The sequence below is a fragment of the Streptomyces sp. NPDC005438 genome (assembly GCF_040606315.1).
In the GTDB taxonomy this organism is placed as follows: domain Bacteria; phylum Actinomycetota; class Actinomycetes; order Streptomycetales; family Streptomycetaceae; genus Streptomyces.
On the sequence record NZ_JBEXEP010000018.1, the window covers coordinates 1 to 25,699 of the forward strand.

A 25,699-nucleotide genomic window follows, 5' to 3' on the forward strand; every position below is an offset into this window, starting at 1 on the left:
CGCCGAACAGCGACAAAAACGCCACCAACAAGATCACAGCCCCGTCGGCGACCCGGAGGACACTACACCAGCACCCCACCACCACCAAACTCGGTGGAACGAGGGCCTGACCAGGGGCTGACGTCGGCCTGACCAGCGGTGCGGCGGTGGCAGGAAGTTGGGGTGACCCGGGCTTTTCGCCACTGGTCGGCACGTGCCCCTCGCGCGGAGGGTGGCCCTATGGGGATCTCGGAACGGGCCGCGCTGCTCGTGGTGGACGTACAACGGGGCTTCGCCGACGCGGAGTTCTGGGGGCGCCGCAACCAGCCGGAGGCGGAGGGGAACATCGAGGCGCTGTTGGACCGGTGGCAGGAGACGGGGCGGCCGGTGGTGTTCGTACGTCACGACTCCCGGGAGCCGGGGTCGCCGTTGCGGGCGGAGAGTGCGGGGAACGCGTTGAGGGGGTTCGTGGAGCGGCGGCGGGGGCGGGGATCCGGTGCGGAGCTGCTGGTGACCAAGTCGGTGAACTCCGCCTTCCTGGGGACACCCGACCTGGACCGCTGGTTGCGGGAGGTCGGGGTCGACCAGTGTGTGGTGGTGGGGGTGCAGACCAACATGTGCGTGGAGACGACCGCGCGGATGGCGGGGAACCTGGGGTACGAGGTGTGGGTGCCCCTGGACGCCACGTACACCTTCGACCTGGAGGGGCCCTGGGGGTGGCGGTTGACCGCCGAGGAGCTGGCGCGGGGTACGGCGGTGTCGCTGCACGGGGGCGGGTTCGCCCGGGTGGTGCGTACCTCGGAGGTGCTGGCGGCGGTCGGCGGCTGACCCGCCTTCGCGGTCAGCCCTTGCCGGTGGCCAGTTCGCGGCTGCGGTCGCGGGCGGCCTCCAGGGCCGCGAGGAAGGCGGCCCGTACGCCGTGCTTCTCCAGTTCGCGGATGGCGTTGATGGTGGTGCCCGCCGGGGAGGTGACCGCCTCGCGCAGGGTCACCGGGTGGTCGCCGCTGTCCCGGAGCATGGTGGAGGCGCCGACGGCGGCCTGGACGATCAGGTCGTGGGCCTTGTCCCTGGGCAGACCGAGCAGGATGCCGGCGTCGGTCATGGCCTCGACGAGGAAGTAGAAGTAGGCCGGGCCGGAGCCGGACAGCGCGGTGGCGGCGTCCTGTTGGGACTCGGGCACCCGCAGGGTCTGGCCGACGGGCTGGAAGATCTGTTCGGCGCGTACCAGGTGGTCGTCGGTGGCGTGGCTGCCGGCGGAGATGACGGACATGCCCTGGTCGACGAGTACCGGGGTGTTGGGCATGACCCGGACCACGGCCGTACCGGGTGCGAGGCGTTCCTCGAAGAAGGTGGTGGGGACTCCGGCCGCGGCGGTGATGACCAGCTTGCCCTCGGGGAGGTGCGGGGCCAGCTCGTCCAGCAGGGCGGACATGTCCTGGGGCTTGACGGTGAGGATGAGGGTGTCGGCCTCGGTAGCGGCCTGGACGGTGGTGACCGGGGTGACGCCGTAGCGCTGGCGCAGTTGGTCGGCGCGTTCCTGTCGACGGGTGGTGACCAGGAGTTCGGCCGGTGCCCATCCGGCGCGGATCATTCCCGAGACCAGCGCTTCGCCGATCTTGCCGGTGCCGAGTACGGCGATCTTCTGGGTGGTCAACGGGGTCACCTCGTCCGTGCCGTGGTGCGGTGGGCGCGCGCCGCCGGGTGGGTGCGTACCGCCCGGTGATCGCGCAGTGGTCATCTTCGCACCCCGTACCCCGCCGGGCGGGCAGGGTCCGGGTGGTGGACCGTCAGGGAGTACGGCGGCGGAGGGTGGCCGCTCCGAGGAGGAGGACCAGCAGGGCGCTGCCGGCGACGACGGTGAGGTCCCGTACGTAGGTGCCGGTGATGTCGGGGTGGGTGAGGACCTCGGTCATGCCGTCGACGGCGTACGACATGGGCAGGACGTGGGAAACGGCCTCCAGTACGGGTTGCATGGAGTCGCGCGGCGCGAACAGTCCGCACAGCAGGATCTGCGGGAAGATGATCGCCGGCATGAACTGGACCACCTGGAACTCGGTGTTGGCGAAGGCGGAGACGAACAGTCCCAGGGCGGTGCCGAGCAGCGCGTCGAGCAGGGCCACCAGCAGCAACAGCCAGGCGGAGCCGGCGATGTCGAGGTCCAGCAGCCAGACGGCGGTGACCGTGGCCAGGGAGGCCTGGACGGTGGCGAGCAGTCCGAAGGCGAGGGCGTAGCCCAGGATCAGGTCGGCTTTGCCCAGGGGCATGGACAGCAGTCGTTCCAGGGTGCCGGTGGTGCGTTCGCGCAGGGTGGCGATGGAGGTGACCAGGAACATCGTCACCAGGGGGAAGACGCCCAGCAGGGAGGCGCCGATGGCGTCGAACTGGCGGGGGTTGGCGTCGAAGACCCAGTACAGCAGGGTCAGCAGCAGGACGGGGACCAGCAGCAGCAGCGCGATGGTGCGGGGGTCGTGTCCGAGCTGGCGGAGTACCCGGCGGGCGGTGGCGAGGGTGCGGTGAGGGCTCATCTCAGGCTCCGTTGGGGGGAGTTGGCTGGTCGTACGGCCGGGGGCCGGGTCAGCCGGCGGTGGTGGCGGGGTCGGACCGCTGGTCGACGAGGCGCAGGAAGGCGCCCTCGACGGTGTCGCTGCCGGTGGTGCGGCGCAGGTTCTCCGGGGTGTCCTCGGCGAGCACGCGGCCCTCGCGCATCAGCAGCAGTCGCTGGCAGCGGTCGGCCTCGTCCATCACGTGCGAGGAGATCAGCAGGGTGGTGCCGTGGTCCTCGGCGAGGCGGTGGAAGAGGGCCCACAGGTCCCGGCGGAGCACCGGGTCGAGGCCGACGGTGGGTTCGTCGAGTACCAGCAGGTCGGGGGAGCCGAGGAGGGCGACGGCGAGGGAGACCCGGCCGCGCTGGCCGCCGGAGAGGTTGCCGGTGAGGGAGTCGGCGTGGCCGGTGAGGTCGACCTGGGTGAGCGCGCGTTCGACCTGGGCGGGGCGTTCTCGTCGGGGGGTGCCGAGTACGGCGGCGAAGTAGTCGAGGTTCTGACGTGCGGTCAGGTCCTGGTACACCGACGGGGACTGGGTGACGTAGCCGACCCGGGAGCGCAGCGCGGGGGTGCCGGCGGGGTGGCCGAGGACGTCGAGGGTGCCGGTGACCCTGGCCTGGGTGCCGGCGACGGCGCGCATCAGGGTCGACTTTCCGCAGCCGGAGGGGCCGAGGAGTCCGGTGACGGTGCCGGGGTGGACGTCGAAGGCGAGGTCGTCCAGGACGGTGCGGCCTCCCCGTACGACGGTGAGGTGGCGGGCGTGGAGGGCGGGCACCCCCGGTTTATTCATCATGCGTTGAATAATCCTCCCGTGCCGGTCGACCGTCAAGGCGGACGCGGTGGCGCCGGGGCGCCCGACGGCGCGCCTGACGGCACTCGGCCGGGCGGCCGAAAGTAACGCACTGTTTACGTCAAGCCGACGGTGCGTGTTGCCGAACGACACCTCCCTCTGGACACAATGGGGCCCGATGTCCACCTGCCGCCGAGGGAGGGCGACGATGGACCGCCGTACGCGGCACCGTTCACGGAGGGCGCTGGCCGTGTTCGCCGCCCTGGTCACGGTGCTGTTCACCGTGGCGGGGGCCACGGCCCAGAGCCCCGCCGGCGGTTCCGCGACGTCACGCTCCGCCCAGTCCCTGTCGGTCCACGAGGAGAAGTCCCCCTCGGAGACCAAGGAGCACAACTGCGAGTCCCGGCGTGGCGGCCGGGGGCAGCCGCCGGCGCACGGGGCCGGTGCGCGCCCCGGCTGTGTCCGTACCGCCCCGCTGGTGCTGTGTCCGCTGTACGCGCGCCGGGTGGAGCGCCCTCGCGAGGACGGATCCCCTCCCCACGGGCCGATAGCGCCCCGGACCCGGTCCATGGTGTTCCGCTGCTGATCCCGACCCACGCCGCCCCCGCCCGGGGCGGACGTTCACGGCTTGCTCACGGGCGTCCGACGCCCGTCACGTCCTTGTGAACCCGCGGTACGCGCTGCCCTGACGGCGCCTGCCGCACGGAGGTTGGGAGTACCCATGCGATCTGATTCCGAGGTCGGCGCCGCCGGCGCCGACGCCCCGTCCCCGCCGGGCAGGTGGGACTGGCTGCGCGCCGACGTCAGCGCTTCCCTGGTCGTCTTCCTGGTGGCGCTGCCCCTGTGCGTGGGGGTGGCCGTCGCCTCCGGGGTACCGGCCGAACTCGGCCTGGTCACCGGCATCGTGGGCGGCCTGCTGGTGGGCGCCCTGCCCGGCAGCACCTTCCAGGTCAGCGGCCCGGCCGCCGGGCTGACGGTGCTGGTGTACGAGGCGGTGCGGGCGTACGGGCTGGAGACGCTGGGCGTCCTGGTGCTGTGTGCCGGACTGCTGCAACTGGTCATGGGCGCCCTGCGGTGGGGGCGCTGGTTCCGCGCCATCTCGGTGGCCGTGGTGCAGGGGATGCTGGCCGGCATCGGACTGGTGCTGATCGCCGGGCAGGTCTACACCCTGGCCGACCGGAACGCCCCGGGTGGTGGCCCGGAGAACCTGGCCGGCCTGCCCTCCCTGGTGGGTGGGGCGCTGACCTCGACGCCGCAGCTGACCGCCCTCGGGGTGGGGTCGGTGACCGTGGCGGTGCTGGTGCTGTGGCCCCGGTGGAAGGCGGGGGCCCGGGCGGTGCCCGGTCCGCTGGCGGCGGTGGCGCTGGCCACCCTCGCGGTGGCCGTGCTGGGTCTGGAGGTGGACCGGGTCGAGGTACGCGGGGTGCTGGAGACGGTGCAGCCGCCGGGGCTGGCCGACTTCGGGCGGCTGGCCGAGGTCGGGGTGGTCGGCACGGTGCTGGCCTTCGCGCTGATCGCCTCCGCCGAGACGCTGTTCAGCGCGGCGGCGGTGGACCGGCTGCACCGGGGTCCCCGTACCGACTACGACCGGGAACTGCTGGCCCAGGGGGTGGGGAACAGCGTCTGCGGGGCTCTGGGGGCGCTGCCCATGACGGCGGTGATCGTCCGCAGTTCGGCGAACGTCTCGGCCGGGGCCCGTACCCGGTGGTCGCGGGTGCTGCACGGGGCCTGGCTGCTGTTGTTCGTGGTGCTGGTGCCGGGGGCGCTGGGGGTGATCCCGGTGTGCGCGCTGGCGGGGGTGCTGGTGCACGCCGGCTGGAAGCTGCTGCCGTTCCGGGAGTTGGGGCCGCTGTGGCGGGCGCACCGGGGTGAGGCGGTGGTGCTGGTGGTCACCGCGCTGGCGATCGTGGCCACCAACCTGTTCGAGGGGGTGGTGCTCGGGCTGCTGACGGCGGTGGTGAAGGCGGCCTGGGAGACCTCGCACGTGCACCTGGAGGTGCGGGACGAGGGCGAGGGGCGGCCCCTGCGGGTACGGGTGCGGGGCAACGCCACCTTCCTGCGGCTGCCGAGGCTGCTGGACCAGTTGGAGGCGCTGCCCGAGGAGCGCCGGGTGGAGCTGGACCTGAGCGGGTTGCGGCACGTGGACCACGCCTGCCGTACCGCCCTGGAGGGCTGGGCCGAGCGGCGTGGGGCGGAGGTCGACGCGGAGGCGGTGGCCCGGGTGGGCTGAGCCGGCCGGGGGCCGGCCCGCTGTGGTGGCGGGCCGGCCCCTGGGGTGGCCGCGACCTTCTTGCGGGTGCCCACGCGCCTGTTGTGGCTGGGCCTGGTGGGCCGCTGCCGGAGCGGCGGTTGGTGCCCGATGCGACCGAGCGCCGTCGTGGCTGCACGTGCATCTGGACGTGGCCCCCGGGGTCAGGCGTGGGGGCGTACCGGGTCCGCCGGGGTGGGCGCGTCCACCTCCTTCGCGGACGGGGGGTCGGCGATCCGGCCGGGCCACCAGGTCCAGCGGCCCAGGTCGAGGGCGAGCGCGGGCACCAGCACGGTGCGTACCAGGAAGGTGTCGAGCAGTACGCCGACCCCGACCAGTACGCCGATCTCCGCCATGGTCACCAGGGGCAGGGTGACGAACACCGCGAAGGTGGCGGCCAGTACCACCCCGGCGGAGGTGATCACTCCCCCGGTGCTGACCAGTCCGCGCAGGACGCCGGCGCGGGGGCCGTGGCGCCGGGTCTCCTCGCGTACCCGGGTCATCAGGAAGATGTTGTAGTCGACGCCCAGGGCCACCAGGAACACGAAGCCCATCAGCGGGATGGACCAGTCGACGCCGGCGAAGCCCAGCAGGTGTTCGAAGATCAGGTGGGAGGCGCCGAGGGCGCCGAAGTACGACAGCACCACGGTGGTCAACAGCAGCAGGGGCGCGACCAGGGAGCGCAGCAGCCAGACCAGGACCAGCAGCACCACGCCCAGTACGGCGGGGATCACCACCCTCAGGTCGCGGCCGGCGGCCCGCTGGGTGTCCAGGGTCTCGGCGGTGGTGCCGCCGACCAGGGCCCGTGCCCCGTCCACCCGGTGGACCTGGTCCCGTAGCCGTTCCACGGTGTGGCGGGCCCGGGCGCTGTCCGGGTCGTCGTCCAACACCACGCTGAGGCTGGCCAGTTGGCCGTCGCGGGTGCGCTGGTCGACGCGGGCGGAGCTGACGCCGTCCACCCGGGCGGCGACCTCCCGTACCCGTTCGGCCTGGCCGGCTCGGGTGAGCACGGTGGCCGGGTCGGAGGAGCCGGAGGGGAAGTGGGCGGCGATCCTCTCCTGGGCCACCACCGACTCCGGCTTGTCGGAGAACATCTCGGCCTGGGTCAGCCCCATGGTGATGCCCGAGGCGGAGGCCGCGAGGACGACGGTGACCCCGACGGAGGCCAGCCAGGAGCGGCGCGGTGCCCGGGAGATCAGGGCGCCGATCCGCTCCCAGGTGGTGCGGTGGCCGTGCACCGGGGTGCCCTCGCGGGGGACGAACGGCCAGAACACCCACCGCCCGGCGACCACCAGTACGGCGGGCAGCACGGTCACCATGGCCAGGAAGGCGCAGACCACGCCGACCGCCCCGACCAGGCCCAGGGAGCGGGAGGAGTTGATGTCGGCCAGGCCCAGGCACAGCAGGCCGACCGCGACGGTCGAGGCGGAGGCCAGTACGGCCGGGCCGGAGCGGCGCAGGGCCACGGCCATCGCCCGGTGGCGGTCCGAGTGGCGGTGGAGTTCCTCGCGGTACCGGGCGATCAGCAGCAGCGCGTAGTCGGTGCCGACGCCGAAGACCAGCACCATCAGGATGCCGGCGCTCTGGGGGTCGACCGGCAGTCCGGCGTACCGGGCCAGCAGGTAGGTGCCGGACTGGGTGAGTACGGCGGCGAAGCCGACCGACAGCAGGGGCAGCAGCCACAGCACCGGGCTGCGGTAGGTGAGCAGCAGCAGTACGGCCACCACCGAGCCGGTGGCTGTCATCAGGGTGACGTCCAGGGAGTCGAAGACCCGTACCTGGTCGACCAGGGAGCCGGCCGGACCTCCGACCCGTACCTCCAGGCCGGGCGGGGCGTTGGCGGCCAGGGAGTCGCGGATCTCGTCCACCCGGTCGGTGAGGCCCTCCTGGTCGGACAGTGGCAGGACCACCATCAGGGCCCGGCCGTCCCGGGAGGGCAGGGGCCAGGTGGCCTGCTGTCCCCGGGCCACGTGCGGGGCCAGGGCGTCCCGGTCGGCGCGGGCGTGGCGGGCGTCGGCCTCTGTGGTGCGGGTGCCGTCGCGGGTGTAGACGAGGACGGCGGGCACCAGGTCGTCCTGGCCCCGGAACCGCTCCAACTCGGTGTTGACCCGGGCTGATTCGGAGCCGCCGGGCAGGAAGGCGTTGGGGCCGGTCTCCTCCACGTCGCCGAGCTTGCCGGCGAGGGGGCCGAGCGCCAGGGCGGCGAGCACCCACAGGGCCAGCACCCAGAACTTGGCGCGGCGCCCGGCGGGCAGGGTGACCAGGGCCGTACGGAGGCGGCTTCGCCGGTCGGGTGGGGGTTCGGGGACGGATGGCGGGGGCGGTACGGGGGCGGGCATGGGTAGGCTCCTGGATGAGTGCGGATGGACGCGAGGGGTCGCGGATGTTCGGCTCGTTTCCACGGTCGGGAGTGCCAGCTCCCGGCCGTGGCCCGTTGCGGGGGCCGTGCGGGGGTGTGTGGGTCTGTACGGGGCCGTGTGGCGCGCCGGGCGGAGGTGCCCGGGCGGTCAGCCGGCCAGGGTCACTCGATCTCCTTCATCATGCGTTCCATGGAGGTCAGGGAGGTCCGCGTCTGTTGCAGTTCCTCCAGGGTGCGTCGGTGGAGTTCGACGTTGTCCTCCAGCAACCGGGCGTACTGCTGGGCGAGTTGGCGGTACTGGTCCTCGCGGGCGGCCAACATGCGGGCCCGCCAGGTGGCGGCGATCTGCCACACCAGGACGATCAGCAGGATGAAGACGCCGGCGGTGCCCAGGGCCGCGGCCCAGACTCCGGCGGGGTCGCCCGCCGCGATGTCGACCAACTGGTCATCGTTCACTGCGCTTCCTCTTTCTCGTGTTCCGCGTGTTCGGCGTGTTCTGCGTGTCTCTCGTGTTCGGCGTGCTTCTCGTGTCGTTCCTCGGTCGGGGCGTCCGCCTCGGCCCGGGGTGGTTCCGGGGCCCCGTCCGCCTCGGCCGGTTCCCGGTCGGTGTCGGGGCCCGGGCCGGCTCCCCCGCCCTGGAGGGTCCGTACCGCCCGGGCGATCAGCTCGGGGCTCAACTCCAACCGGAAGGGGGCCACTTCGAAGTACTTCCTGGCCTTGCCGCCCTCGGACAGTTCCAGGGAGCCGACGACCAGTCCGGCCGCCTCCAGCCGTTGCAGGTGCATGTGGAGGAGGGGCCGGCCGATGCCGATCTCCCGGGCGAGCTGGCTGACGTAGTTCCGGCCGGCGCCCAGTGCGGCGATGATCCGCAGCCGGTGCGGGTTGTCCAGCGCGGACAGGACGCGGAGCAGCTGGTCGCCGTCGGGGGGCTGGTCGGCGTTCATCGCGGCCCCTTCCCGGGTGTGCCCGCTGGGGGGCGCTGTGTGCTGGCGCTTCGGTGTTTCATCTGTCATCCGTGGGGTGTCATTCCAAACTGACAGGCACCCTGACCCGTGTCAAAAGAATCTGACACATGTCAGGGTCGACTCGGGGAGAACTCAGGGAGCGTACGGGGAACCACGCCCCACCCGGCACCCGGCCGCCACCACCCACCCCGGCACCGGCGGCCGTCGCCGCCCCCGATCCCGGCCGAGGCCCAGGTCAGGACGGGTACGGCCCGGCCACCGGAACCGGCCTCGCACACGACCAGGGCCCGGCCGTCCCCTACGGGATGACCGGGCCCTGGTCGGACTGGTCGCGGAACCGGGCGGGCTCAGCCCAGCTTGTCGACGTCGCGCACCGCGCCCTTGTCGGCGCTGGTGGCCATGGCCGCGTACGCCCGCAGCGCGGTGGAGACCTTGCGGTCCCGGTCCACCGGGGCGTACCGGCCGCCCAACGCCTCCCGGCGGGCGGCCAACTCCTCGTCCGACACCAGCAGTTCGATGGAACGGGAGGGGATGTCGATGCGGATACGGTCACCGGAGCGCACCAGGGCGATGGTGCCGCCGGCCGCCGCCTCCGGGGAGACGTGGCCGATGGACAGCCCCGAGGTGCCGCCGGAGAAGCGGCCGTCGGTGATCAGCGCGCACTTGGCGCCCAGGCCCCGCCCCTTGAGGAACGAGGTGGGGTAGAGCATCTCCTGCATCCCGGGCCCGCCCTTGGGACCCTCGTACCGGATCAGCACCACGTCGCCCTCGGTGACCCGCTTGGTGAGGATGGCGTCCACCGCCTCCTCCTGGGACTCCACCACCACGGCCGGGCCGGTGAAGGTGAGGATGGAGGCGTCCACTCCGGCGGTCTTCACCACACAGCCGTCCTCGGCCAGGTTGCCGTACAGCACGGCCAGGCCGCCCTCGGTGCTGTAGGCGTGCTCGACCGAGCGGATGCAGCCGTGCTCGGCGTCGGTGTCCAGCGACTCCCAGCGCTCCGACTGGGAGAAGGCCGTGGCGGAGCGCACGCAGCCGGGGGCGGCGTGGAACATCTCCAGCGCCTCGGCCGAGGGGGAGCCGCCCCGGATGTCCCAGTTCTTCAGCCAGTCCGCCAGCGAGGGGGCGTGCACGGTGTGCACGTCCTCGTTCAGCAGACCCGCCCGGTACAGCTCGCCCAGGATCGCCGGGATGCCGCCCGCCCGGTGCACGTCCTCCATGTGGTACGTGCCGTTGGGGGCGACCTTCGACAGGCACGGCAACCGGCGCGACAGCTGGTCGATGGCGGCCATGTCGAAGTCCAGCCCGGCCTCCTGGGCGGCGGCCAGCAGGTGCAGGATGGTGTTGGTCGAGCCGCCCATGGCGATGTCCAGGGCCATGGCGTTCTCGAAGGCCGCCCGGGAGCCCACCGACCGGGGCAGCACCGTCACGTCGTCCTGCTCGTAGTGGCGCTGGGCGATCCGCACCACCGTACGGCCGGCCTCCTGGTACAGCTCCTTGCGGGCGGTGTGGGTGGCCAACACCGAACCGTTGCCCGGCAGGGCCAGCCCGATCGCCTCGGTCAGACAGTTCATCGAGTTGGCGGTGAACATGCCCGAACAGGAACCACAGGTCGGACAGGCCGCCTCCTCGATACGGGACATGTCCTCGTCCGAGACCTGGTCCGAGGCGGAGTCGGCGATGGCCGAGATCAGGTCGAGTCCGGTGCGCACCGTGCCGTCCACCAGGGTCGCCTTGCCGGCCTCCATGGGGCCGCCGGAGACGAACACGGTGGGGATGTTCAGCCGCATCGCGGCCATCAGCATCCCGGGGGTGATCTTGTCGCAGTTGGAGATGCAGATCAGGGCGTCGGCGCAGTGCGCCTCGGTCATGTACTCCACCGAGTCGGCGATCAGGTCCCGGGACGGCAGGGAGTACAGCATCCCGCCGTGCCCCATGGCGATACCGTCGTCCACCGCGATCGTGTTGAACTCGCGGGGCACCCCGCCGGCCTCCTTGACCGCCTCGGAGACGATCCGCCCCACCGGCTGGAGGTGGGTGTGCCCGGGCACGAACTCGGTGAAGCTGTTGGCCACCGCAACGATGGGCTTGCCGAAGTCCTCGCGCGCTACGCCCGCCGCGCGCAGAAGGGCTCGCGCCCCCGCCATGTTGCGGCCGTGGGTGACGGTGCGGGACCTCAGTTGGGGCATGGTGTCCACTCCCTGTGCGTACGGATGGGGGGCGGGCTCACGACTGTCCCGCCGTCCGAGGTGGATGGAAGGCACGGGCCGGGCTGGTGGAGTCGGGACCCGGAAACCCTGCCGTACCGGGGGCGGGCGATGCCCACCCCGGCGCGCTCGCCCGGGGTCCGGGCGGTCACCGGTGCCGGGGCGCGGGGTCACCGCGAACCGGCTGGCGGCGCGCCCCGCGCGGGGCCCTCGGATACGGCCCGGCGCCCACGGGGCTCCTTTGAGCGTACGCCCTCCGTCCGGGATCCAGACGCCTCCACCGGATGATGAGACGTACGGTTCAGCCGCCGGTCAGCCAGGACGCGCCCGGCTCCGGCCCGTACAGGTGGTGCTCCACCACCGGGGCGAGCCGGCGCACCAGCTGCTCCACGTCCGCCTGCGCCAGCGGACGGACCTTGATCACGTAACGCAGGATGGCGGTGCCCACCAGCTGGGCGACCGCCAACTCCACCCGCAACGGGGCGTCCTCGCCCGGCAGTTCGCCGGCCAGCCGCTCCAGCAGCAGCCGGGTCACCATCCCCCGGAACAGCTCGGCCGCCGTCTCGTTGATCATCGCCGACCGTACGATCGCCAGCAGCGGTTCACGGGTCTCGGGGTCCTCCCAGACACCGAACACCACCCGCACGACCCGCTCCCCCAGCCCCTCGCGGTCCCCCGCCGGCAGCGCCTCGGCCACCGCCAGGGCCGGCCGGAACGCCTGCTCCACGGCGGCCACGAACACCTGCTCCTTGGTGCCGAGGTAGTGGTGGACCAGGGCCGGGTCCACCCCCGCGCCCCGGGCGATGCCCCGGATCGACGCCCGGTCGTACCCGTGCCGGGCGAACTCGGCGCGGGCGGAGGCCAGAATCCGCTCCCGGCTGCCGGGGCCGTCGGCCGACTCCTGCAGCGAGGGCCGCCCCCTGCGCCGGGCGCCCTCAGCCATCGGCGTCCCGCCCCGGGGGCACCCGGGTGCCGGAGGGCTCGCCGGCGCCCGAGCCCGGTACCGGAGCGGCCAGGTGGAGCCGGGTGAAGGCCAGGGCCTCGGCCAGGTCGGCGTACCGCTCCTCGGCGGACATCGCCCGCCGGGTGTTGACCTCCACCACCACGTGGCCGTCGAACCCGTTGGTGGCCAGCCGCTCCAGCAGCTCCGCGCAGGGCTGGGTGCCGCGACCGGGCACCAGGTGCTCGTCCTTGCCCGAGCCCCGACCGTCGGCCAGGTGCACGTGCCCCAGCCGGTCGCCCATCCGGTCCACCATGGCCAGGGCGTCGTTGCGGGCGGTGGAGGTGTGCGACAGGTCGACCGTGAAGTGGCGGTAGTCCTCCTTGGTGGGGTCCCAGTCGGGGGCGTACGCCTGCATCTCACGGTCCCGGTACCGCCACGGGTACATGTTCTCCACCGCGAACCGCACCTCGGTCTCGTCGGCCATCCGCCAGATACCGCGCACGAACTCCCGCGCGTACGACCGCTGCCAGCGGAACGGCGGATGCACCACCACGGTGGAGGCGCCCAGCGACTCGGCGGCCGAACGGGCCCGCACCAGCTTGGTCCACGGGTCGGTGGACCACACCCGCTGGGTGATCAACAGACAGGGGGCGTGCACCGCGAGGATCGGCACCCCGTGCAGCTCGGACAGCCGCCGCAACGCCTCGACGTCCTGGCTGACCGGGTCGGTCCACACCATGACCTCGACCCCGTCGTACCCCAGACGTCCCGCGATCTCGAAGGCCGCCGCCGTGGACTCGGGATACACCGAGGCCGTGGACAGCGCGACCTTCACCTTCGGGACACGCACCGCTGGTTCCGCCACGGAGCACAGCCTAAGGGGACCGGCCGACAGCCCCGACGCCCGGTGACACGTCTCACGCGCCGGCCCGGAGGGCCCGCACCAGGTCCACCCCGAGGTCGAAGCGCACCCCCTCGGGGTTGCGCAGCCCCTCGTCCCGGTACCACTCGGCGTCGGCCTCGGGATGCGGACCCACCACCCCGACCCGGCCCCGACCACGGGCCGCCACCAGGGCCGCCGGGTCACCGGTGTCGTACCGGGCCAGCACGGTCACCCGGGAACGGTCGGAGGCGGTGTCCAGCACGAAGCGCGGCCCGTCCTGGAAGTACATCCGCCGCCGTCGCCCCCGCCACCGGACCGCGACCACGGTGTCCCGCTCGTCCGGGACCGAGGCGTCGGGGGCGTCGAGGTAACGCTCGACCCGGCCGGGCAGCAGGTCCAGCCCCGGCCGGCCGGCGAGGTAGCCGCCCAGGCAGATCCCCAGGTACTGGCCGCCCCCGCGCACCCAGGAGCGCAGCAGCGGGGCGTACGGACGCAACTCCCGCCAGGCGGGGGCCAGATCACCGCCCCCGGGCTGTACGTACAGGGTGGCCCGCGCCAGTTCCGCCCGGGTCAGCGGCACCGACTCCCCCGGACCGCAGTACGCCACCCGCGCCCCCGGCAGGGCACGGCGCAGCAGGGCGGCGGCGGACTCGGGGCACCCCTCCAGGGACGTCGGCCCCCGGTACACCAGCACCCGCTCGGCGCGCCCGGCCCGACCCGCGTCCGCCTCCCCGGCGCAGCCGACGGCCGGAGCCAGGACGGCCACCGCTCCGACCCGCAGCGCCGTACGCCGGGTGGGCGCCCGGTCAGTGCTCCACGGCACGCAGCTGGTCCAGCCGGCGCAGGATCAACCCCTCGCGCAGCGCCCAGGGGCAGATCTCCAGGGTGCTCACGTCGTACAGGTCCATGGCGCCCTCCGCCACCAGCGCCCCGGCCAGCAGCTGGTGGGCCCGGCCCTCGGACACCCCGGGCAGCTCGGCCCGCTGCGCGGCGGTCATCTCCGCCAGCCGGGGCACCCACTCCTCCAGGTCCTTGTGGTGCAACTCCCGCTGCACGTACAGCCCTTCGGCCGAGCGGGCCGCCCCGCCGATCCGGGCCAGCTGGCGGAACGTCTTGGAGGTGGCCACCACGTGGTCGGGGGTGCCGTGGCGGTTGAACTCCCCGACCGTACGGGCGATCTCGGCCCGTACGTGGCGCCGCAGGGCCCGCACCCGCTCCGGGTCGGGCGGGTCACCGGGCAGCCAGGCGGAGGTGAGCCGGCCCGCGCCCAGCGGCAGCGACACCGCCCCGTCCGGTTCCTCGTCCAGACCGTGCGCGATCTCCAGGGAGCCGCCGCCGATGTCCAGCACCAGCAGACGCCCCGCCGACCAGCCGAACCAGCGGCGCACCGCCAGGAACGTCAGCCGGGCCTCCTCCTCGCCGGAGAGCACGTCCAGCTTGACGCCGGTCTCGGCGGCGACCCGGGCGAGGAGTTCCTCCACGTTGGTGGCGTCCCGCACCGCCGAGGTGGCGAACGGGAGTATCTCCTCCACGCCCTTGTCCTCGGCGACCTGGCTCGCCTCCCGCACCGTCTCCACCAGCTGGGCGGCGCCCTCCGGGCTGATCGCCCCCTGCTCGTCGAGGAGTTCGGCCAGCCGCAGTTCCGCCTTGTGCGAGTAGGCGGGCAACGGACGCGCCCCCTTGTACGCGTCCACCACCAGAAGGTGCACGGTGTTCGAACCCACGTCGAGGACTCCGAGTCTCATGGACAGCACGCTACTGCCCCGACACGGCGGGCGTGGACCGGGCGGACACATTGGCCGGCGACACCACGACGGTGGCCGGTGGGCCTACGCTGGAGCCGTGGGTATGACGAAGGCGACCAAGCCGGAGAAAGACGACAAGCGGGCCGAGACCCCCGCCCGAGCCGAGGAGACCGCGCTGGACTTCCCGCGCGCGTGGATCGAGTTCCCCGACCCGGCCGACGAGGAACAGGTCTTCCGCTGCGACCTGACCTGGCTGACCTCGCGCTGGAACTGCGTCTTCGGCCAGGGCTGCCAGGGCATCAGCGCCGGCCGGGCCACCGACGGCTGCTGCACCCTGGGCGCCCACTTCTCCGACGAGGACGACGAGGCGCGGGTGGCCACCGAGGTGGCCCGACTCACCCCCGAGACCTGGCAGTTCCACGAGGTCGGCACCAGCAGCGGCTGGGTCGAGGAGGACGAGGACGGAGAACGCCAGACCCGGCGCTGGCAGGGCGCCTGCATCTTCCACAACCGCCCCGGCTTCCCCGGAGGCACCGGCTGCGCCCTGCACACCATGGCCCTGCGGGAGGGCCGCGAACCCCTGGAGACCAAGCCGGACGTCTGCTGGCAGCTGCCCGTCCGCCGCACCTACGAGTGGGTGGAACGGGCCGACGGGGAGCAGGTGTTGGAGGTCACCATCGGCGAGTACGACCGCCGTGGCTGGGGTCCTGGCGGCCACGACCTGCACTGGTGGTGCACCTCGGCACCGTCGGCGCACGGCGCGGGGAAACCCGTCTACGAGTCCTACCGCCCGGAACTGATCGAGCTGATGGGCGAGGCCGGATACGCCAGGCTGGCCGAACTGTGCGAGCAGCGCCTCAACGCGGCGCTGCCCCTGCTGGCCCCCCACCCGGCCGACCCGCCGGGCTGAGGACCCGCCCCCTGGCCCGGGGGTCCCCCCGGGCGGGCGGCCTCAGCGCCGGTGGCCGTGCCCGTGCCCCGGGCCGGAACCGCCGGGGCCCCGCCCGGGCTGGTGTGCCGGACCACCGGACCCCGGAGGCGTAGTGCGGGTGGGCGAGGGCGCCGGCTGGGACGGGCGGCCCTGCCCCTCCAGGGTCACCACCGCGCCGGCGGGAGCGACCTGGATACGGGCCTCCCAGTGGCCGGCCGGCTGACGGCCACGGTTCACCACCACCCGTACCGCCGTCCGCTCCCCCGGCCGCAGGGTGCCCTGGGCGTTGTTGAGGTACAGCCAGTCCGCGTCGCTGGTGACCGTCCAGTCGACCGGGGCGTCCCCGACGTTGGTGAGGTAGATCAGGGTGCCCCCGTCCCGCGAGGGCTGGGCGTCCACCTTCAGCCTGCCGCGCGCCGAGTCGCCCTGGTCCTCGCCGGGCGAGCCGCTGTCCCCGCCGCCGGGGCTCGAACTGTGCCCGCCCCCACCCTCAGCCGGGCCACGGGTCGGACCCTCACGGTCCCGGTCGCCCTTCACCTGCACCCGCAGGTCCGAAGCCCTCTTCTCGTCGCTCTTCGGCACCCGGTCCGCCTGGCCGGCGTTCTCGTACGGGTCCATGCCGACCGGGCCACCCCGGTCGTCCGCCGACACCGGCGCCCGGTCCTGCCCCTCCCCCACCAGGGGCGCGCCCCGGTAGGCCGCCCACAGCGCCAGCAGGGGCGCGGCCATCACCGTGGCGACCACCGTGGTGGTCACCGCCCGGTGCCGCATCCGCTCCCGGCGGGCGTCCCGCTCACTCTCGTGCTGGGGGAACCCGTGCCGGTCGAAGCGGGGTACGTGCGCGCAGCGGGCGCGCTGCACCGCGTGCACGGCAGCGTGCACGGTGGGCCGGGGCGCCTCCAGCACGGTCAGGCTGGCCGCGGCGGGGGCGGTGCCGGGCCAGGCCACGGCTGCCATCGCGCCCTCGGCCACCTTGCGGCACTCGAAGCACTCGTCGACGTGGCGCACCAGCTCCCGGCGCAGGGCGGTGCCCATCAACAGCCGGTCGTCGGCGGCCAGTCGGGCCACCACCGGGCAACCCCCGTTCTCCACCACGGCCAGCGCCGCCCGGGTCCGCTCCACCTCACAGGCCGCGTGCTGCAACAGCGTGCTGGCGGCCTCGGTCTCCAGCCCCAGCACCAGCGCCACCTCCGAGGGACGCAGCCCGTGGCGTACCGCCAGCTCCAGCGCCTCCCGCTGCCCCGGGGTAGTGCCGGCCGCCTCCGGCCAGGCCAGGGCCCGCAGTTCGCGACGGCGCTGGGTGGCCGCCGGGCTGCTCAGCGAGGCGGGCGGCCGGCTCTGGGACCGCTCGCCGCCGCGCTCGGCGAACCGACGCAGGCAGGCCCAGCGGGCCAGCGAGTACAGCCAGGCCCGGTGCATCGCCGGGTCGCGCGGGGCACGGTCGCGGTCACGCTGCCGCTCGGCCACCGCGATCGCCTCGCCCAGTGCCGAGATGGCCTCGTCGTGGTCGCACATCACCGACAGGCAGTAGGTGAACAGGCCGTCCAGGTGGGGCTCGTACCGCTGGTACACCTCGCGTCGGCGGCGGGACTCGCTGGGGGGCTCGTGCCGCCGGTAGTGCGTGGTGCCGCGCACCGAACGCGCACGATGCGCCCCGGTGGCCGAGGATCTTTGGTCGCGCCGCCTGCTCATCACCCGGCGACGGTAGGCCCCGTTCCGCTCCCCGGCCGGCGACGTGCGAGACCTTTAACCCGTACGAGGGACCGGTTTCCCGCCGCGTTGGCAAGCCTGTGCAACTCCCGTCCCCCCAAAGGGTCTTGCCCGGCACACACGACTGACGCCGGGGCACCCCGCGAGGGCTCCCCACCGGCGGCCGGCCGCCCCCGGTGACCGACCGGCCGTCGGCCCGGATGTCCCCGCGCCCCACTAGGTTGGCCCCATGGCCCGTAAAGCGCCCGCCAAGGGCAACCGTCCGACCTACCGCTGCACCGAGTGCGGCTGGCAGACCGCCAAGTGGCTCGGCCGCTGCCCCGAGTGCCACGCCTGGGGCACCGTCGAGGAGAGCGGCGCCCCGGCCGTACGGACCACCACCCCCGGCCGGGTGTCGTCCACCGCGCTGCCCATCGCCCAGGTCGACGGGCGGCAGGCCACCGCCCGCAGCACCCAGGTGCCCGAGCTGGACCGGGTGTTGGGCGGCGGACTGGTGCCCGGCGCGGTGGTGCTGCTGGCCGGGGAACCGGGCGTCGGCAAGTCCACCCTGCTGCTGGACGTCGCCGCCAAGGCCGCCAGCGAGGAGCACCGCACCCTCTACGTCACCGCCGAGGAGTCCGCCAGCCAGGTACGGCTGCGCGCCGACCGGATCGGCGCCCTGCACGACCAGCTGTACCTGGCCGCCGAGACCGACCTGGCCGCCGTACTGGGGCAGTTGGACGAGGTCAAGCCCTCGCTGCTGGTGCTGGACTCGGTGCAGACGGTCGCCTCCGCCGAGATCGACGGCGCCCCCGGCGGCATGGCCCAGGTACGCGAGGTCGCCGGCGCCCTGATCCGCGCCTCCAAGGAACGCGGCATCGCCACCCTGCTGGTCGGCCACGTCACCAAGGACGGGGCCATCGCCGGCCCCCGGCTGCTGGAACACCTGGTCGACGTGGTGCTGCACTTCGAGGGCGACCGCCACGCCCGGCTGCGCCTGGTGCGCGGGGTGAAGAACCGGTACGGGGCCACCGACGAGGTCGGCTGCTTCGAACTGCACGACGAGGGCATCACCGGCCTCGCCGACCCCTCCGGCCTGTTCCTGACCCGGCGGGACGAGCCCGTCCCTGGCACCTGTCTGACCGTCACCCTGGAAGGGCGCCGACCGCTGGTCGCCGAGGTGCAGGCGCTCACCGTGGACAGCCAGATCCCCTCCCCCCGGCGCACCACCTCGGGCCTGGAGACCTCCCGGGTGTCGATGATGCTGGCCGTACTGGAGCAGCGCGGCCGGATATCGGCCCTCGGCAAGCGGGACATCTACAGCGCCACCGTCGGCGGGGTACGCCTCTCCGAGCCGGCCGCCGACCTGGCCGTGGCCCTCGCCCTGGCCAGCGCCGCCAGTGACATCCCGCTGCCGAAGAACCTGGTCGCCATCGGCGAGGTGGGGCTGGCCGGCGAGGTGCGCCGGGTGACCGGGGTGCAGCGCCGACTGTCGGAGGCGGCACGGCTGGGGTTCACCCACGCCCTGGTGCCCGGCGACCCGGGGCGGACCCCCTCGGGGATGCGGGTGCGGGAGGTCGCCGACATCGGGGAGGCCCTGCGGGTGCTGCCGTCCCGCCCGGCACGCCGGCCACAAGCGGAGGACGCCGGCACGGGCGACGCGTAGGAGGCGGGCCCCGCGAGGGGGCCCCGCCGGTAGACTTTGCCCAGGTCTCGCCCGTCCCCCGACGGCGTCGTCGACCGAGACGCGGCGCCGCGCCGTCCCCGGCGGCGGTCCACGTACCCGGTCGTCGACGGCTCGCCCTCGGCTTCTTCACGCCGTGGGGCGCGCGACACCGGTGCCGTGGGGCACAGTTGTGATGACGTCATGCCGACAGGCAGAGGCACGACCGAAGGAGTCCAGTGGCAGCCAACGACCGGGCAGCGGCTCCCACCACCAAGGCCGCCGGCGGTTCGGGAGCCGAACGACTGATGCGCGCCTCACTCAGCGCCGTGGCCCCCGGCACCGCACTGCGCGACGGACTGGAACGCATCCTGCGCGGCAACACCGGTGGCCTGCTCGTCCTGGGCATGGACCGCACCGTGGAGACGCTGTGCACCGGCGGCTTCGTGCTGGACGTGGAGTTCTCCGCCACCCGGCTGCGGGAGCTGTGCAAGCTGGACGGCGCGCTGATCCTGGACAGCGACATCACCAAGATCGTGCGGGCCGGGGTGCAGCTGGTGCCCGACGCGTCCATTCCCACCGAGGAAACCGGAACCCGTCACCGTACGGCCCAGCGGGTGTCCATCCAGACCGGGTACCCGGTGGTGTCGGTCAGCCAGTCGATGCGGCTGATCGCCCTCTATGTCGACGGCCAGCGGCGGGTGTTGGAGGACTCGGCGGCCATCCTGTCCCGGGCCAACCAGGCCCTCGCCACCCTGGAGCGGTACAAGCTCCGGCTGGACGAGGTGGCCGGCACCCTGTCGGCCCTGGAGATCGAGGACCTGGTGACGGTGCGGGACGTCAGTTCCGTCGCCCAACGGCTGGAGATGGTGCGCCGTATCGCCACCGAGATCGCCGAGTACGTGGTGGAGCTGGGCACCGACGGCCGGTTGCTGTCGCTCCAGTTGGACGAGCTGATCGCCGGAGTGGAGCCGGAACGCGAGCTGGTCGCCCGCGACTACGTACCGGAGCCGACCAGTCGGCGTTCCCGCACGGTCCACGAGGCGCTCAACGAACTCGACCGGCTCACCCACACCGAACTGCTCGAACTGCCCACCGTGGCAAGGGCCCTGGGATACAGCGGCTTCCCCGAAGCGATGGACTCGGCCGTCTCCCCCCGGGGCTTCCGGCTGCTGGCCAAGGTGCCCCGACTGCCGAACGCGGTCATCGAACGCCTGGTGGGCCACTTCGGCGGGCTACAGAAGCTGCTCGCCGCCAGCGTGGACGACCTCCAGATGGTCGACGGGGTGGGCGAGGCCCGCGCCCGTTCGGTGCGGGAGGGCCTGTCGCGGCTGGCGGAGTCCTCGATCCTGGAGCGGTACGTCTGACCCGGAACCCCGGACCGCCGGCGGGCGCACCGCCAACCGGCGGGCGTCACCGGCCGGTTGGGCCGGTGCGACAGGCACCCGACCCGGTCAGTCCTTGGTCAGGACGAACGAGGTCTGCGCCGAGGACAGCCCCTTCACCGTGACCTCCGCCAGATAGGTGCCGGCCTTGGCCTTGCCCCCCGAGGGGGTGGCGCAACGCGCCTTGCTCGGCCCCCGGTTCCAGGTGAGGGTGCGGGTGGTCTTCCCCTTCGCCGGCACCTGCGCGTACACCGCGGAACGGCTGGGCGGGCAGTGGTCGGACGCCCAGAAGGTGTCGTCGTCGGAGTCGCTGATCGACAGCACCGACGCGGTCCGGCCGAAGTCGACCTTGCAGGCCTTCTTGCCCGAGTTCTTCAGCGTCAGGGTGAAGGTCACCCGCTCACCCGGGGCGTAGCGGTTCTTCTCGCTGCTGAGGGAGACGGTCACCCCGTCCTCGCAGTCCGCCAGGTCGGAGCCCACCGGTACGCCGTCCCCACCGGTGCCGCCCCCACTGCCGGTACCGCCGGTCCAGCCACCGCCGCCCTCGCCGCCCCCGCTCTTGCCGGAGCCGCCCACGGAGCCCTCGCCGTCCTCGCCCCCGGTGGCACCGCCCGAACCACCCGAGCCCCCGGAGCCGCCCCCGGCGTCCTCCTCGTCGTCACGGCCACCGGGCCGGCTGCTGATGGCCGGGCCGGAGGAGGTGGGGCCGGGGGTGATGGTGGTCGGGGGACCACCGCCGTCCGGTCCGTTGCCCGCCTTCTTGTCGCCGCCACCGCCACCCATGGTGAGGGCCCACACGACGAGCAGCACCAGCCCGAGCAGGATGGCCAGCGCAACGGCCCTCCGCCGCCAGTAGATGGAGGAGGGAAGCGGTCCGATCGGATTGCGCAGAGATCCCACGCGGAAACCTTACGAGACATCAGCCGTACCGCTAAGGCCCACCCGCCGCAACGAACGTCAACTTTTCGCATGAGCGCCACTGGTTGAGCCATTCGAGGGCCTCTCCGTACCGCTCCCTCCCCCACACGGGAGCCTCAACGCCCCACTTACGTACGGAAGTTGACGGTACGTCCGAACAGGTCACCGGATCCGAGCCAAGCGGTACCCTCCGTTCCGCCAGCGAGGAAGACCTCCGAAAACCGGGAAAAGTCGGTGGCCGGAATGTCCCGATCGACGGACGGGGACACCCCGTGGTGGCCGTAGGTTTGCCTCCATGGAAGACGCGCTTTACCGGTCCGTCACCGAGTTCGCCCGGGACACCCCCGGCTGGGTGCGGCACCTCGCCGAAATGGGCACCGAGGGCGGGCTGTTGCTCCTCGCGACCCTCCTCCTCGCCGGCTGGTGGCGGGCCCGCAGGGGCGACGCCCGGGCCATCGCCCTCGCCGTACTGGCCCCGCTGGCCGTCCTGTTGGCGTACGCGGTCAGCGAAGTGGCCAAGGTCGCCATCGAGGAGGAACGCCCCTGCCGGGCCGTACCCGGAGCCGTACAGTCGGTCGCCCCCTGCCCCGAGGTCGGCGACTGGTCCTTCCCCAGCAACCACGCCACCCTCGCCGTGGGCTCCGCCACCGCGATCTTCCTCAGCTGGCGGGTCCTGGCCTGGCTGGCGGTACCCGTCGGCCTGTTGACCGCGTTCTCCCGGGTGTTCCTCGGCGTCCACTACCCCCACGACGTGCTGGCCGGAGCGGCACTCGGCGCCCTCACCGTCGCCGTGGTGGTCGCCGCCGGACTGGAACCGGCCGCCCAGGCCATGGAACGACTCCGCGACGGCCCCCTGCGCCCCCTACTCCAGTCCACCCCCCGCGCCCGCTCCCACGCGCGACCCCGCTGAACCCGGCCACGCCCCAGGGCCCGCCGTGCCCTGGCTGGCCCAGCGGGCTCCCTGGCCGCCGAACCTCCCTCGCGGGCCACTGACCAGGCACGTCGACCCCGGAACTCCCTTGATCGACAAGGAAGGTGGGCCCGCTGCGGCGCGTGGCTCAGGCTCTCGGGCCCCGACATGTCAGGATCGGACGTGCCATGACTGCGACCACAGAGAACGCATCCCAGGCCCCACCGGCCCGCACCGACCTGCACGCGCCCGTTGTCGACTGGTTCGACCAGCACGCCCGCGACCTGCCCTGGCGCCGCCCCGAAGCGGGGGCCTGGGGAGTGATGGTCAGCGAGTTCATGCTGCAACAGACCCCCGTCAACCGGGTGTTGCCCGTCTACGAACAGTGGCTGGCCCGCTGGCCCCGGCCCGCCGACCTCGCGGCCGAGGCCCCCGGCGAGGCGGTACGCGCCTGGGGGCGCCTCGGCTACCCCCGCCGGGCGCTGCGCCTCCACGGAGCGGCGGCGGCCATAGCGGAACGGCACGGCGGCGACGTACCCACCGAACACTCCCAGTTGCTGGCCCTCCCCGGCGTCGGGGAGTACACGGCCGCCGCCGTGGCCTCCTTCGCCTACGGCCAACGGCACGCCGTACTGGACACCAACGTGCGCCGGGTCTTCGCCCGGGCGATCAACGGCCTCCAGTACCCGCCCAACGCCACCACGGCCGCCGAGCGCAAACTCGCCCGGGCCATACTGCCCGAGGACACCGCCGTCGCCGCCCGATGGGCCGCCGCCACCATGGAACTGGGCGCCCTGGTGTGCACCGCGCGCTCGCCCCAGTGCCACCGCTGCCCCATCGCCAGCCAGTGCGCCTGGCGGCTGGCCGGCTCCCCCGAGCACCAGGGCCCGCCCCGCCGCACCCAGACCTACGCCGGAACCGACCGACAGGTACGCGGCAAACTCCTCGCCGTACTCCGCGAATCCGTGTCCGCCGTCCCCCAGTCCAGCCTCGACCAGGTGTGGCACGAACCCGTACAACGGGCCCGCGCCCTCGACGGACTCGTGGCCGACGGACTGGTCGAACCCCTGCCCGGCGGGTTCTACCGGCTCCCCCGGGGCTGACCCGAACGGCGGCCGGGCACCCGCGAGTTACGCGGGCACCCGGCCGCCGTCACGTCGTTCGCACCCCCACGTACCCGGCCCCCTCCCACGAAGGGCCGGGGCCGTGAAGGGCCGTCCCGCCGGTCAGTCGCCGGTCACGATCCCGAACTGGGCGTACTTCTCCTGCGGCATCCCGAGCAGCGCGGGCCAGAAGGAAACCACACCGTCCGGGGTCAGACCACCCCCGGAACCCCGCAACACCCAGGCCGCGCCGGTGCTGTCCTCCTCGTGGTCCTCCCGCGGAGCACCGATCGCCAGGTCATCCAGACCGTCCCCGTCCGTGTCCCGCAGGGTCACGTCAGTGCCGAAGTGGTCACCCCACTCCGCCACCCCCGGCACCCCGGGGGTGTCCTGGTGGAACGCCTGGGAACCGGTCCCGCTCAGTCCGCCCTTGCTCCCCTTGAGCAGGACGACGGCCCCGGTGTACTCCTTCTCCTTGTCCAGGCCCTCACCCGGCACGCCCACCCCGATGTCCGCGTAGCCGTCGCCGTTGACGTCACCCGCGGTCAACGCGGTGCCGAACTGGTCACTCGTCTCGCTGGTACCGGGGACGCCAGGGGTGTCCTGGTCGATGGTGGTGCTCCGCTCGCCCGGACCGTCCTTCGAGCCGTAGAGCACCTTGATCCGCCCCGGATCGCTGGGCAGATCCGCCAGGGAGTGGGGCGACAACCGGACGACGAGGTCGCCGTAGCCGTCACCGTCCACGTCGCCCACGGTGCCGTGCACCGCCTTGTCGAAGTGCTTCTCCGGTACGGACAGCCCGTCGGCGCCGCCCTTCCAGAAGTAGGTGTGCCCGGGCAGCGACTCGTTGTTGTGCATGGTGAACAGGTCGTCCCTGCCGTCCCCGTTCACGTCACCGGCCACCACGTCCTTGATGCTCTTGTCCTTGCTGAAGTCCGGCACCTCGCCCCGCCGTGGTTTCCCCTCACGGTCGAACGGGCCGTACAGCACCCGGAACTGGCCGCCGTCCAGATCGAGGTTGCGGGCCACCAGGTCCACGTTGCCGTCACCGTCGAAGTCGCCGGCGGTCATGAAGGCGCCCCAGGTGCGGTGCGCTCCGTCGATCTGGCTGCCGGACGTGATCCCGTCCTCACCGCCCCAGAGGATGGTCGGCTGGTTGTTCCCCGAAGCGGAGGACTGGACCGCCACATCGGTGAAGCCGTCACCGTCGAAGTCCCTGGCCACGGTGCGCTTTCCGAAGTAGCCGCTCTCGCCGATCTCCCCTTCGATGCCGTCCAGGTCACGGTGGATGATCTGGCGGTGCCCGGGATCGGCGCCCTTGGCCGAGCCGTACACGATCGCCACGTAGCCGGCGCGTTCCTTGCCGTTGGCACTGGCCCAGGGGGCGGAGATGATCGAGTCGCCGTAGCCGTCGTTGTTGATGTCCACCATCGGCGGAACCCCGGCCGGCCGCTTGGCGGAGGGGCCGTCCTTCTCGCCGCCACTCCCCGGTACGGCCCCGGCCGGTACCGCGATCAGGGTGACCCCCGCCACCAGTGCCGTCACCGTGCTGGCTCTCCTGCGGGTTCCTGTGGACCGTCGGTCAAGCACGCGTTCCTCCCGTTGCAGATAGTCGTGCGGTTGCGGATCATCGCGGTCAGCCCCGCCGGGGGCCGGGCCGAACGGAACAGTGCGACCAGTTGGTTCGGGGTCACGCCCACCCACGCGGGTCCCTCCCCCGACGTCCGCTCAGCCGTCCGGTCGTCAGGGCCCGCCCCGCCCCGGAGGGGTGACGCCAGCCGCTTACGGTGCTCCGCCCGCCCCGGGCGAACGTCCACCCAGCGCATCAGCAAGACACCCGACAGCTACCGATGGTTGTGCGGGGGGGGTTGGGTGAGCAGGGCGGGCTTGGGGGGTGGGGGGTGCTTTGGGGGGTGGGGCCGTAAGGCGGGTGGGTGCTTGGTGGGTGGGGGTGGGGGTGCGGCTTGGGCTGGGGCGTGAGTGGGGCCGGGCTGGGCTGAGGGGGGCTGTGGCTTGGGTGGGGGAAGCCGGGATTGGGGGTGAGTTGAGTGGGGTGGGGGCGGTGCGGCTTGGGGAAGTTGGCAGGGGAGGGGGTTTGGGGGGAGGGCCGGGGCGTGGTGGGTGTGGGTGGTGGGTGGTGGCCTCAGGTTGCGGCGGGTTGGAGGGGACGCGGGTTGGAGGGGAGGGGTCTTGGGTGGGGGGGGGAGAGGGTTACGGGGTGGGGCGTTGGGGGCGGGGTGCTGGGGGGCGGGGCGGGGATTTGGTCGATCAGGATGCTGCTTACGGGGCGTGGATCTACGGGGTTGGCTGGGCAACGGGTTTGGTTGTGGGGGATTTCCCCCAGCCCCCCTTTCCCCCCAAGCCCACCCTCCACCACCTCCTCCGAGACGCCCGAGGGTGCGCACAAACCGGTCCTCAGGCGTGGACGATCTCCGTTC

22 protein-coding genes are annotated in these 25,699 nt (G+C 73.1%); 8 read left to right on the forward strand and 14 right to left on the reverse strand.

Features of this window, described 5'->3' with window-relative positions:
• Positions 1–219 precede the first annotated feature (219 nt).
• Positions 220–807, forward strand: a complete 588-nt coding sequence (locus tag ABZT14_RS25095) for a cysteine hydrolase family protein (protein WP_356306652.1) — start codon at positions 220–222, stop codon at positions 805–807.
• A gap of 13 nt (positions 808–820) precedes the next feature.
• Here ABZT14_RS25095 and proC read toward each other — a convergent pair whose 3' ends face one another.
• The 3 genes from proC to ABZT14_RS25110 all read right to left on the reverse strand — a co-directional run bounded on the left by proC (position 821) and on the right by ABZT14_RS25110 (position 3,315).
• Positions 821–1,633 carry a pyrroline-5-carboxylate reductase gene (gene proC / locus ABZT14_RS25100; protein WP_356306655.1) on the reverse strand — a complete coding sequence of 271 codons (813 nt, stop codon included), beginning with the start codon at positions 1,631–1,633 and terminating at the stop codon, positions 821–823.
• Between the two features lie 133 nt (positions 1,634–1,766).
• On the reverse strand, positions 1,767–2,504 hold the full coding sequence (locus ABZT14_RS25105) for an ABC transporter permease (protein ID WP_356306658.1): 738 nt from the start codon (positions 2,502–2,504) through the stop codon (positions 1,767–1,769).
• A 49-nt stretch (positions 2,505–2,553) separates the two neighbouring features.
• A complete protein-coding gene (locus tag ABZT14_RS25110; RefSeq protein ID WP_356306661.1) occupies positions 2,554–3,315 on the reverse strand; it encodes an ABC transporter ATP-binding protein in 762 nt (253 codons plus the stop codon).
• Positions 3,316–3,520: 205 nt separating this feature from the next.
• Here ABZT14_RS25110 and ABZT14_RS25115 point away from each other — a divergent pair, with 205 nt between their 5' ends.
• Together ABZT14_RS25115 and ABZT14_RS25120 are read left to right on the forward strand one after the other, a co-directional pair.
• On the forward strand, positions 3,521–3,898 hold the full coding sequence (locus tag ABZT14_RS25115) for a hypothetical protein (protein WP_356306664.1): 378 nt from the start codon (positions 3,521–3,523) through the stop codon (positions 3,896–3,898).
• Between the two features lie 135 nt (positions 3,899–4,033).
• Positions 4,034–5,542: a SulP family inorganic anion transporter gene (locus tag ABZT14_RS25120; protein WP_356306667.1), complete on the forward strand. Its 1,509-nt coding sequence runs from the start codon at positions 4,034–4,036 to the stop codon at positions 5,540–5,542.
• 182 nt (positions 5,543–5,724) lie between these two features.
• Here ABZT14_RS25120 and ABZT14_RS25125 read toward each other — a convergent pair whose 3' ends face one another.
• The 8 genes from ABZT14_RS25125 to ABZT14_RS25160 form a co-directional block, all read right to left on the reverse strand.
• Positions 5,725–7,899: an MMPL family transporter gene (locus tag ABZT14_RS25125; RefSeq protein WP_356306670.1), complete on the reverse strand. Its 2,175-nt coding sequence runs from the start codon at positions 7,897–7,899 to the stop codon at positions 5,725–5,727.
• A gap of 182 nt (positions 7,900–8,081) precedes the next feature.
• Positions 8,082–8,375, reverse strand: coding sequence for a hypothetical protein (locus tag ABZT14_RS25130; RefSeq protein ID WP_356306673.1), 294 nt, complete (start codon positions 8,373–8,375; stop codon positions 8,082–8,084).
• A complete protein-coding gene (locus tag ABZT14_RS25135) occupies positions 8,372–8,863 on the reverse strand; it encodes a winged helix-turn-helix domain-containing protein (RefSeq protein ID WP_356306676.1) in 492 nt (163 codons plus the stop codon). The genes ABZT14_RS25130 and ABZT14_RS25135 overlap by 4 nt, the downstream gene beginning before the upstream one ends.
• Before the next feature lie 368 nt (positions 8,864–9,231).
• Entirely contained in the window at positions 9,232–11,073 is a 1,842-nt protein-coding gene (gene ilvD / locus ABZT14_RS25140) for a dihydroxy-acid dehydratase (protein ID WP_356306679.1), read from the reverse strand.
• Between the two features lie 319 nt (positions 11,074–11,392).
• Entirely contained in the window at positions 11,393–12,034 is a 642-nt protein-coding gene (locus ABZT14_RS25145) for a TetR family transcriptional regulator (protein ID WP_356306682.1), read from the reverse strand.
• Positions 12,027–12,899, reverse strand: coding sequence for a sugar phosphate isomerase/epimerase (locus ABZT14_RS25150; RefSeq protein WP_356306685.1), 873 nt, complete (start codon positions 12,897–12,899; stop codon positions 12,027–12,029). The genes ABZT14_RS25145 and ABZT14_RS25150 overlap by 8 nt, the downstream gene beginning before the upstream one ends.
• Before the next feature lie 52 nt (positions 12,900–12,951).
• Entirely contained in the window at positions 12,952–13,740 is a 789-nt protein-coding gene (locus tag ABZT14_RS25155) for a BPL-N domain-containing protein (protein WP_356306688.1), read from the reverse strand.
• Positions 13,724–14,662 carry a Ppx/GppA phosphatase family protein gene (locus ABZT14_RS25160; protein WP_356306691.1) on the reverse strand — a complete coding sequence of 313 codons (939 nt, stop codon included), beginning with the start codon at positions 14,660–14,662 and terminating at the stop codon, positions 13,724–13,726. The genes ABZT14_RS25155 and ABZT14_RS25160 overlap by 17 nt, the downstream gene beginning before the upstream one ends.
• Before the next feature lie 103 nt (positions 14,663–14,765).
• On the opposite strand from ABZT14_RS25160, the gene ABZT14_RS25165 reads away from it, so the two are divergent.
• Positions 14,766–15,572: a hypothetical protein gene (locus tag ABZT14_RS25165; protein WP_356306694.1), complete on the forward strand. Its 807-nt coding sequence runs from the start codon at positions 14,766–14,768 to the stop codon at positions 15,570–15,572.
• Between the two features lie 42 nt (positions 15,573–15,614).
• Here ABZT14_RS25165 and ABZT14_RS25170 read toward each other — a convergent pair whose 3' ends face one another.
• Positions 15,615–17,285 carry a sigma-70 family RNA polymerase sigma factor gene (locus tag ABZT14_RS25170; RefSeq protein ID WP_356306697.1) on the reverse strand — a complete coding sequence of 557 codons (1,671 nt, stop codon included), beginning with the start codon at positions 17,283–17,285 and terminating at the stop codon, positions 15,615–15,617.
• A gap of 247 nt (positions 17,286–17,532) precedes the next feature.
• Between ABZT14_RS25170 and radA the strand changes: the two genes are divergently transcribed.
• Both radA and disA read left to right on the forward strand, forming a co-directional pair.
• Entirely contained in the window at positions 17,533–18,948 is a 1,416-nt protein-coding gene (radA, locus tag ABZT14_RS25175) for a DNA repair protein RadA (RefSeq protein WP_356306700.1), read from the forward strand.
• 236 nt (positions 18,949–19,184) lie between these two features.
• Positions 19,185–20,312, forward strand: coding sequence for a DNA integrity scanning diadenylate cyclase DisA (gene disA / locus ABZT14_RS25180; protein ID WP_356306703.1), 1,128 nt, complete (start codon positions 19,185–19,187; stop codon positions 20,310–20,312).
• A gap of 87 nt (positions 20,313–20,399) precedes the next feature.
• Here the strand turns inward: disA and ABZT14_RS25185 are convergent, their stop codons facing one another.
• The gene (locus ABZT14_RS25185) at positions 20,400–21,230 is read right to left on the reverse strand and encodes a hypothetical protein (RefSeq protein WP_356306706.1); all 831 of its coding nucleotides are present in this window, start codon (positions 21,228–21,230) and stop codon (positions 20,400–20,402) included.
• Positions 21,231–21,543: 313 nt separating this feature from the next.
• Between ABZT14_RS25185 and ABZT14_RS25190 the strand changes: the two genes are divergently transcribed.
• Both ABZT14_RS25190 and ABZT14_RS25195 read left to right on the forward strand, forming a co-directional pair.
• Complete coding sequence (locus ABZT14_RS25190; RefSeq protein WP_356306709.1) at positions 21,544–22,158, forward strand: phosphatase PAP2 family protein; 615 nt, start codon at positions 21,544–21,546, stop codon at positions 22,156–22,158.
• A gap of 188 nt (positions 22,159–22,346) precedes the next feature.
• Positions 22,347–23,261 carry an A/G-specific adenine glycosylase gene (locus ABZT14_RS25195; RefSeq protein ID WP_356306712.1) on the forward strand — a complete coding sequence of 305 codons (915 nt, stop codon included), beginning with the start codon at positions 22,347–22,349 and terminating at the stop codon, positions 23,259–23,261.
• A gap of 123 nt (positions 23,262–23,384) precedes the next feature.
• Here ABZT14_RS25195 and ABZT14_RS25200 read toward each other — a convergent pair whose 3' ends face one another.
• Positions 23,385–24,806: an FG-GAP and VCBS repeat-containing protein gene (locus tag ABZT14_RS25200; RefSeq protein WP_356306715.1), complete on the reverse strand. Its 1,422-nt coding sequence runs from the start codon at positions 24,804–24,806 to the stop codon at positions 23,385–23,387.
• Between the last annotated feature and the right edge of the window lie 893 nt (positions 24,807–25,699).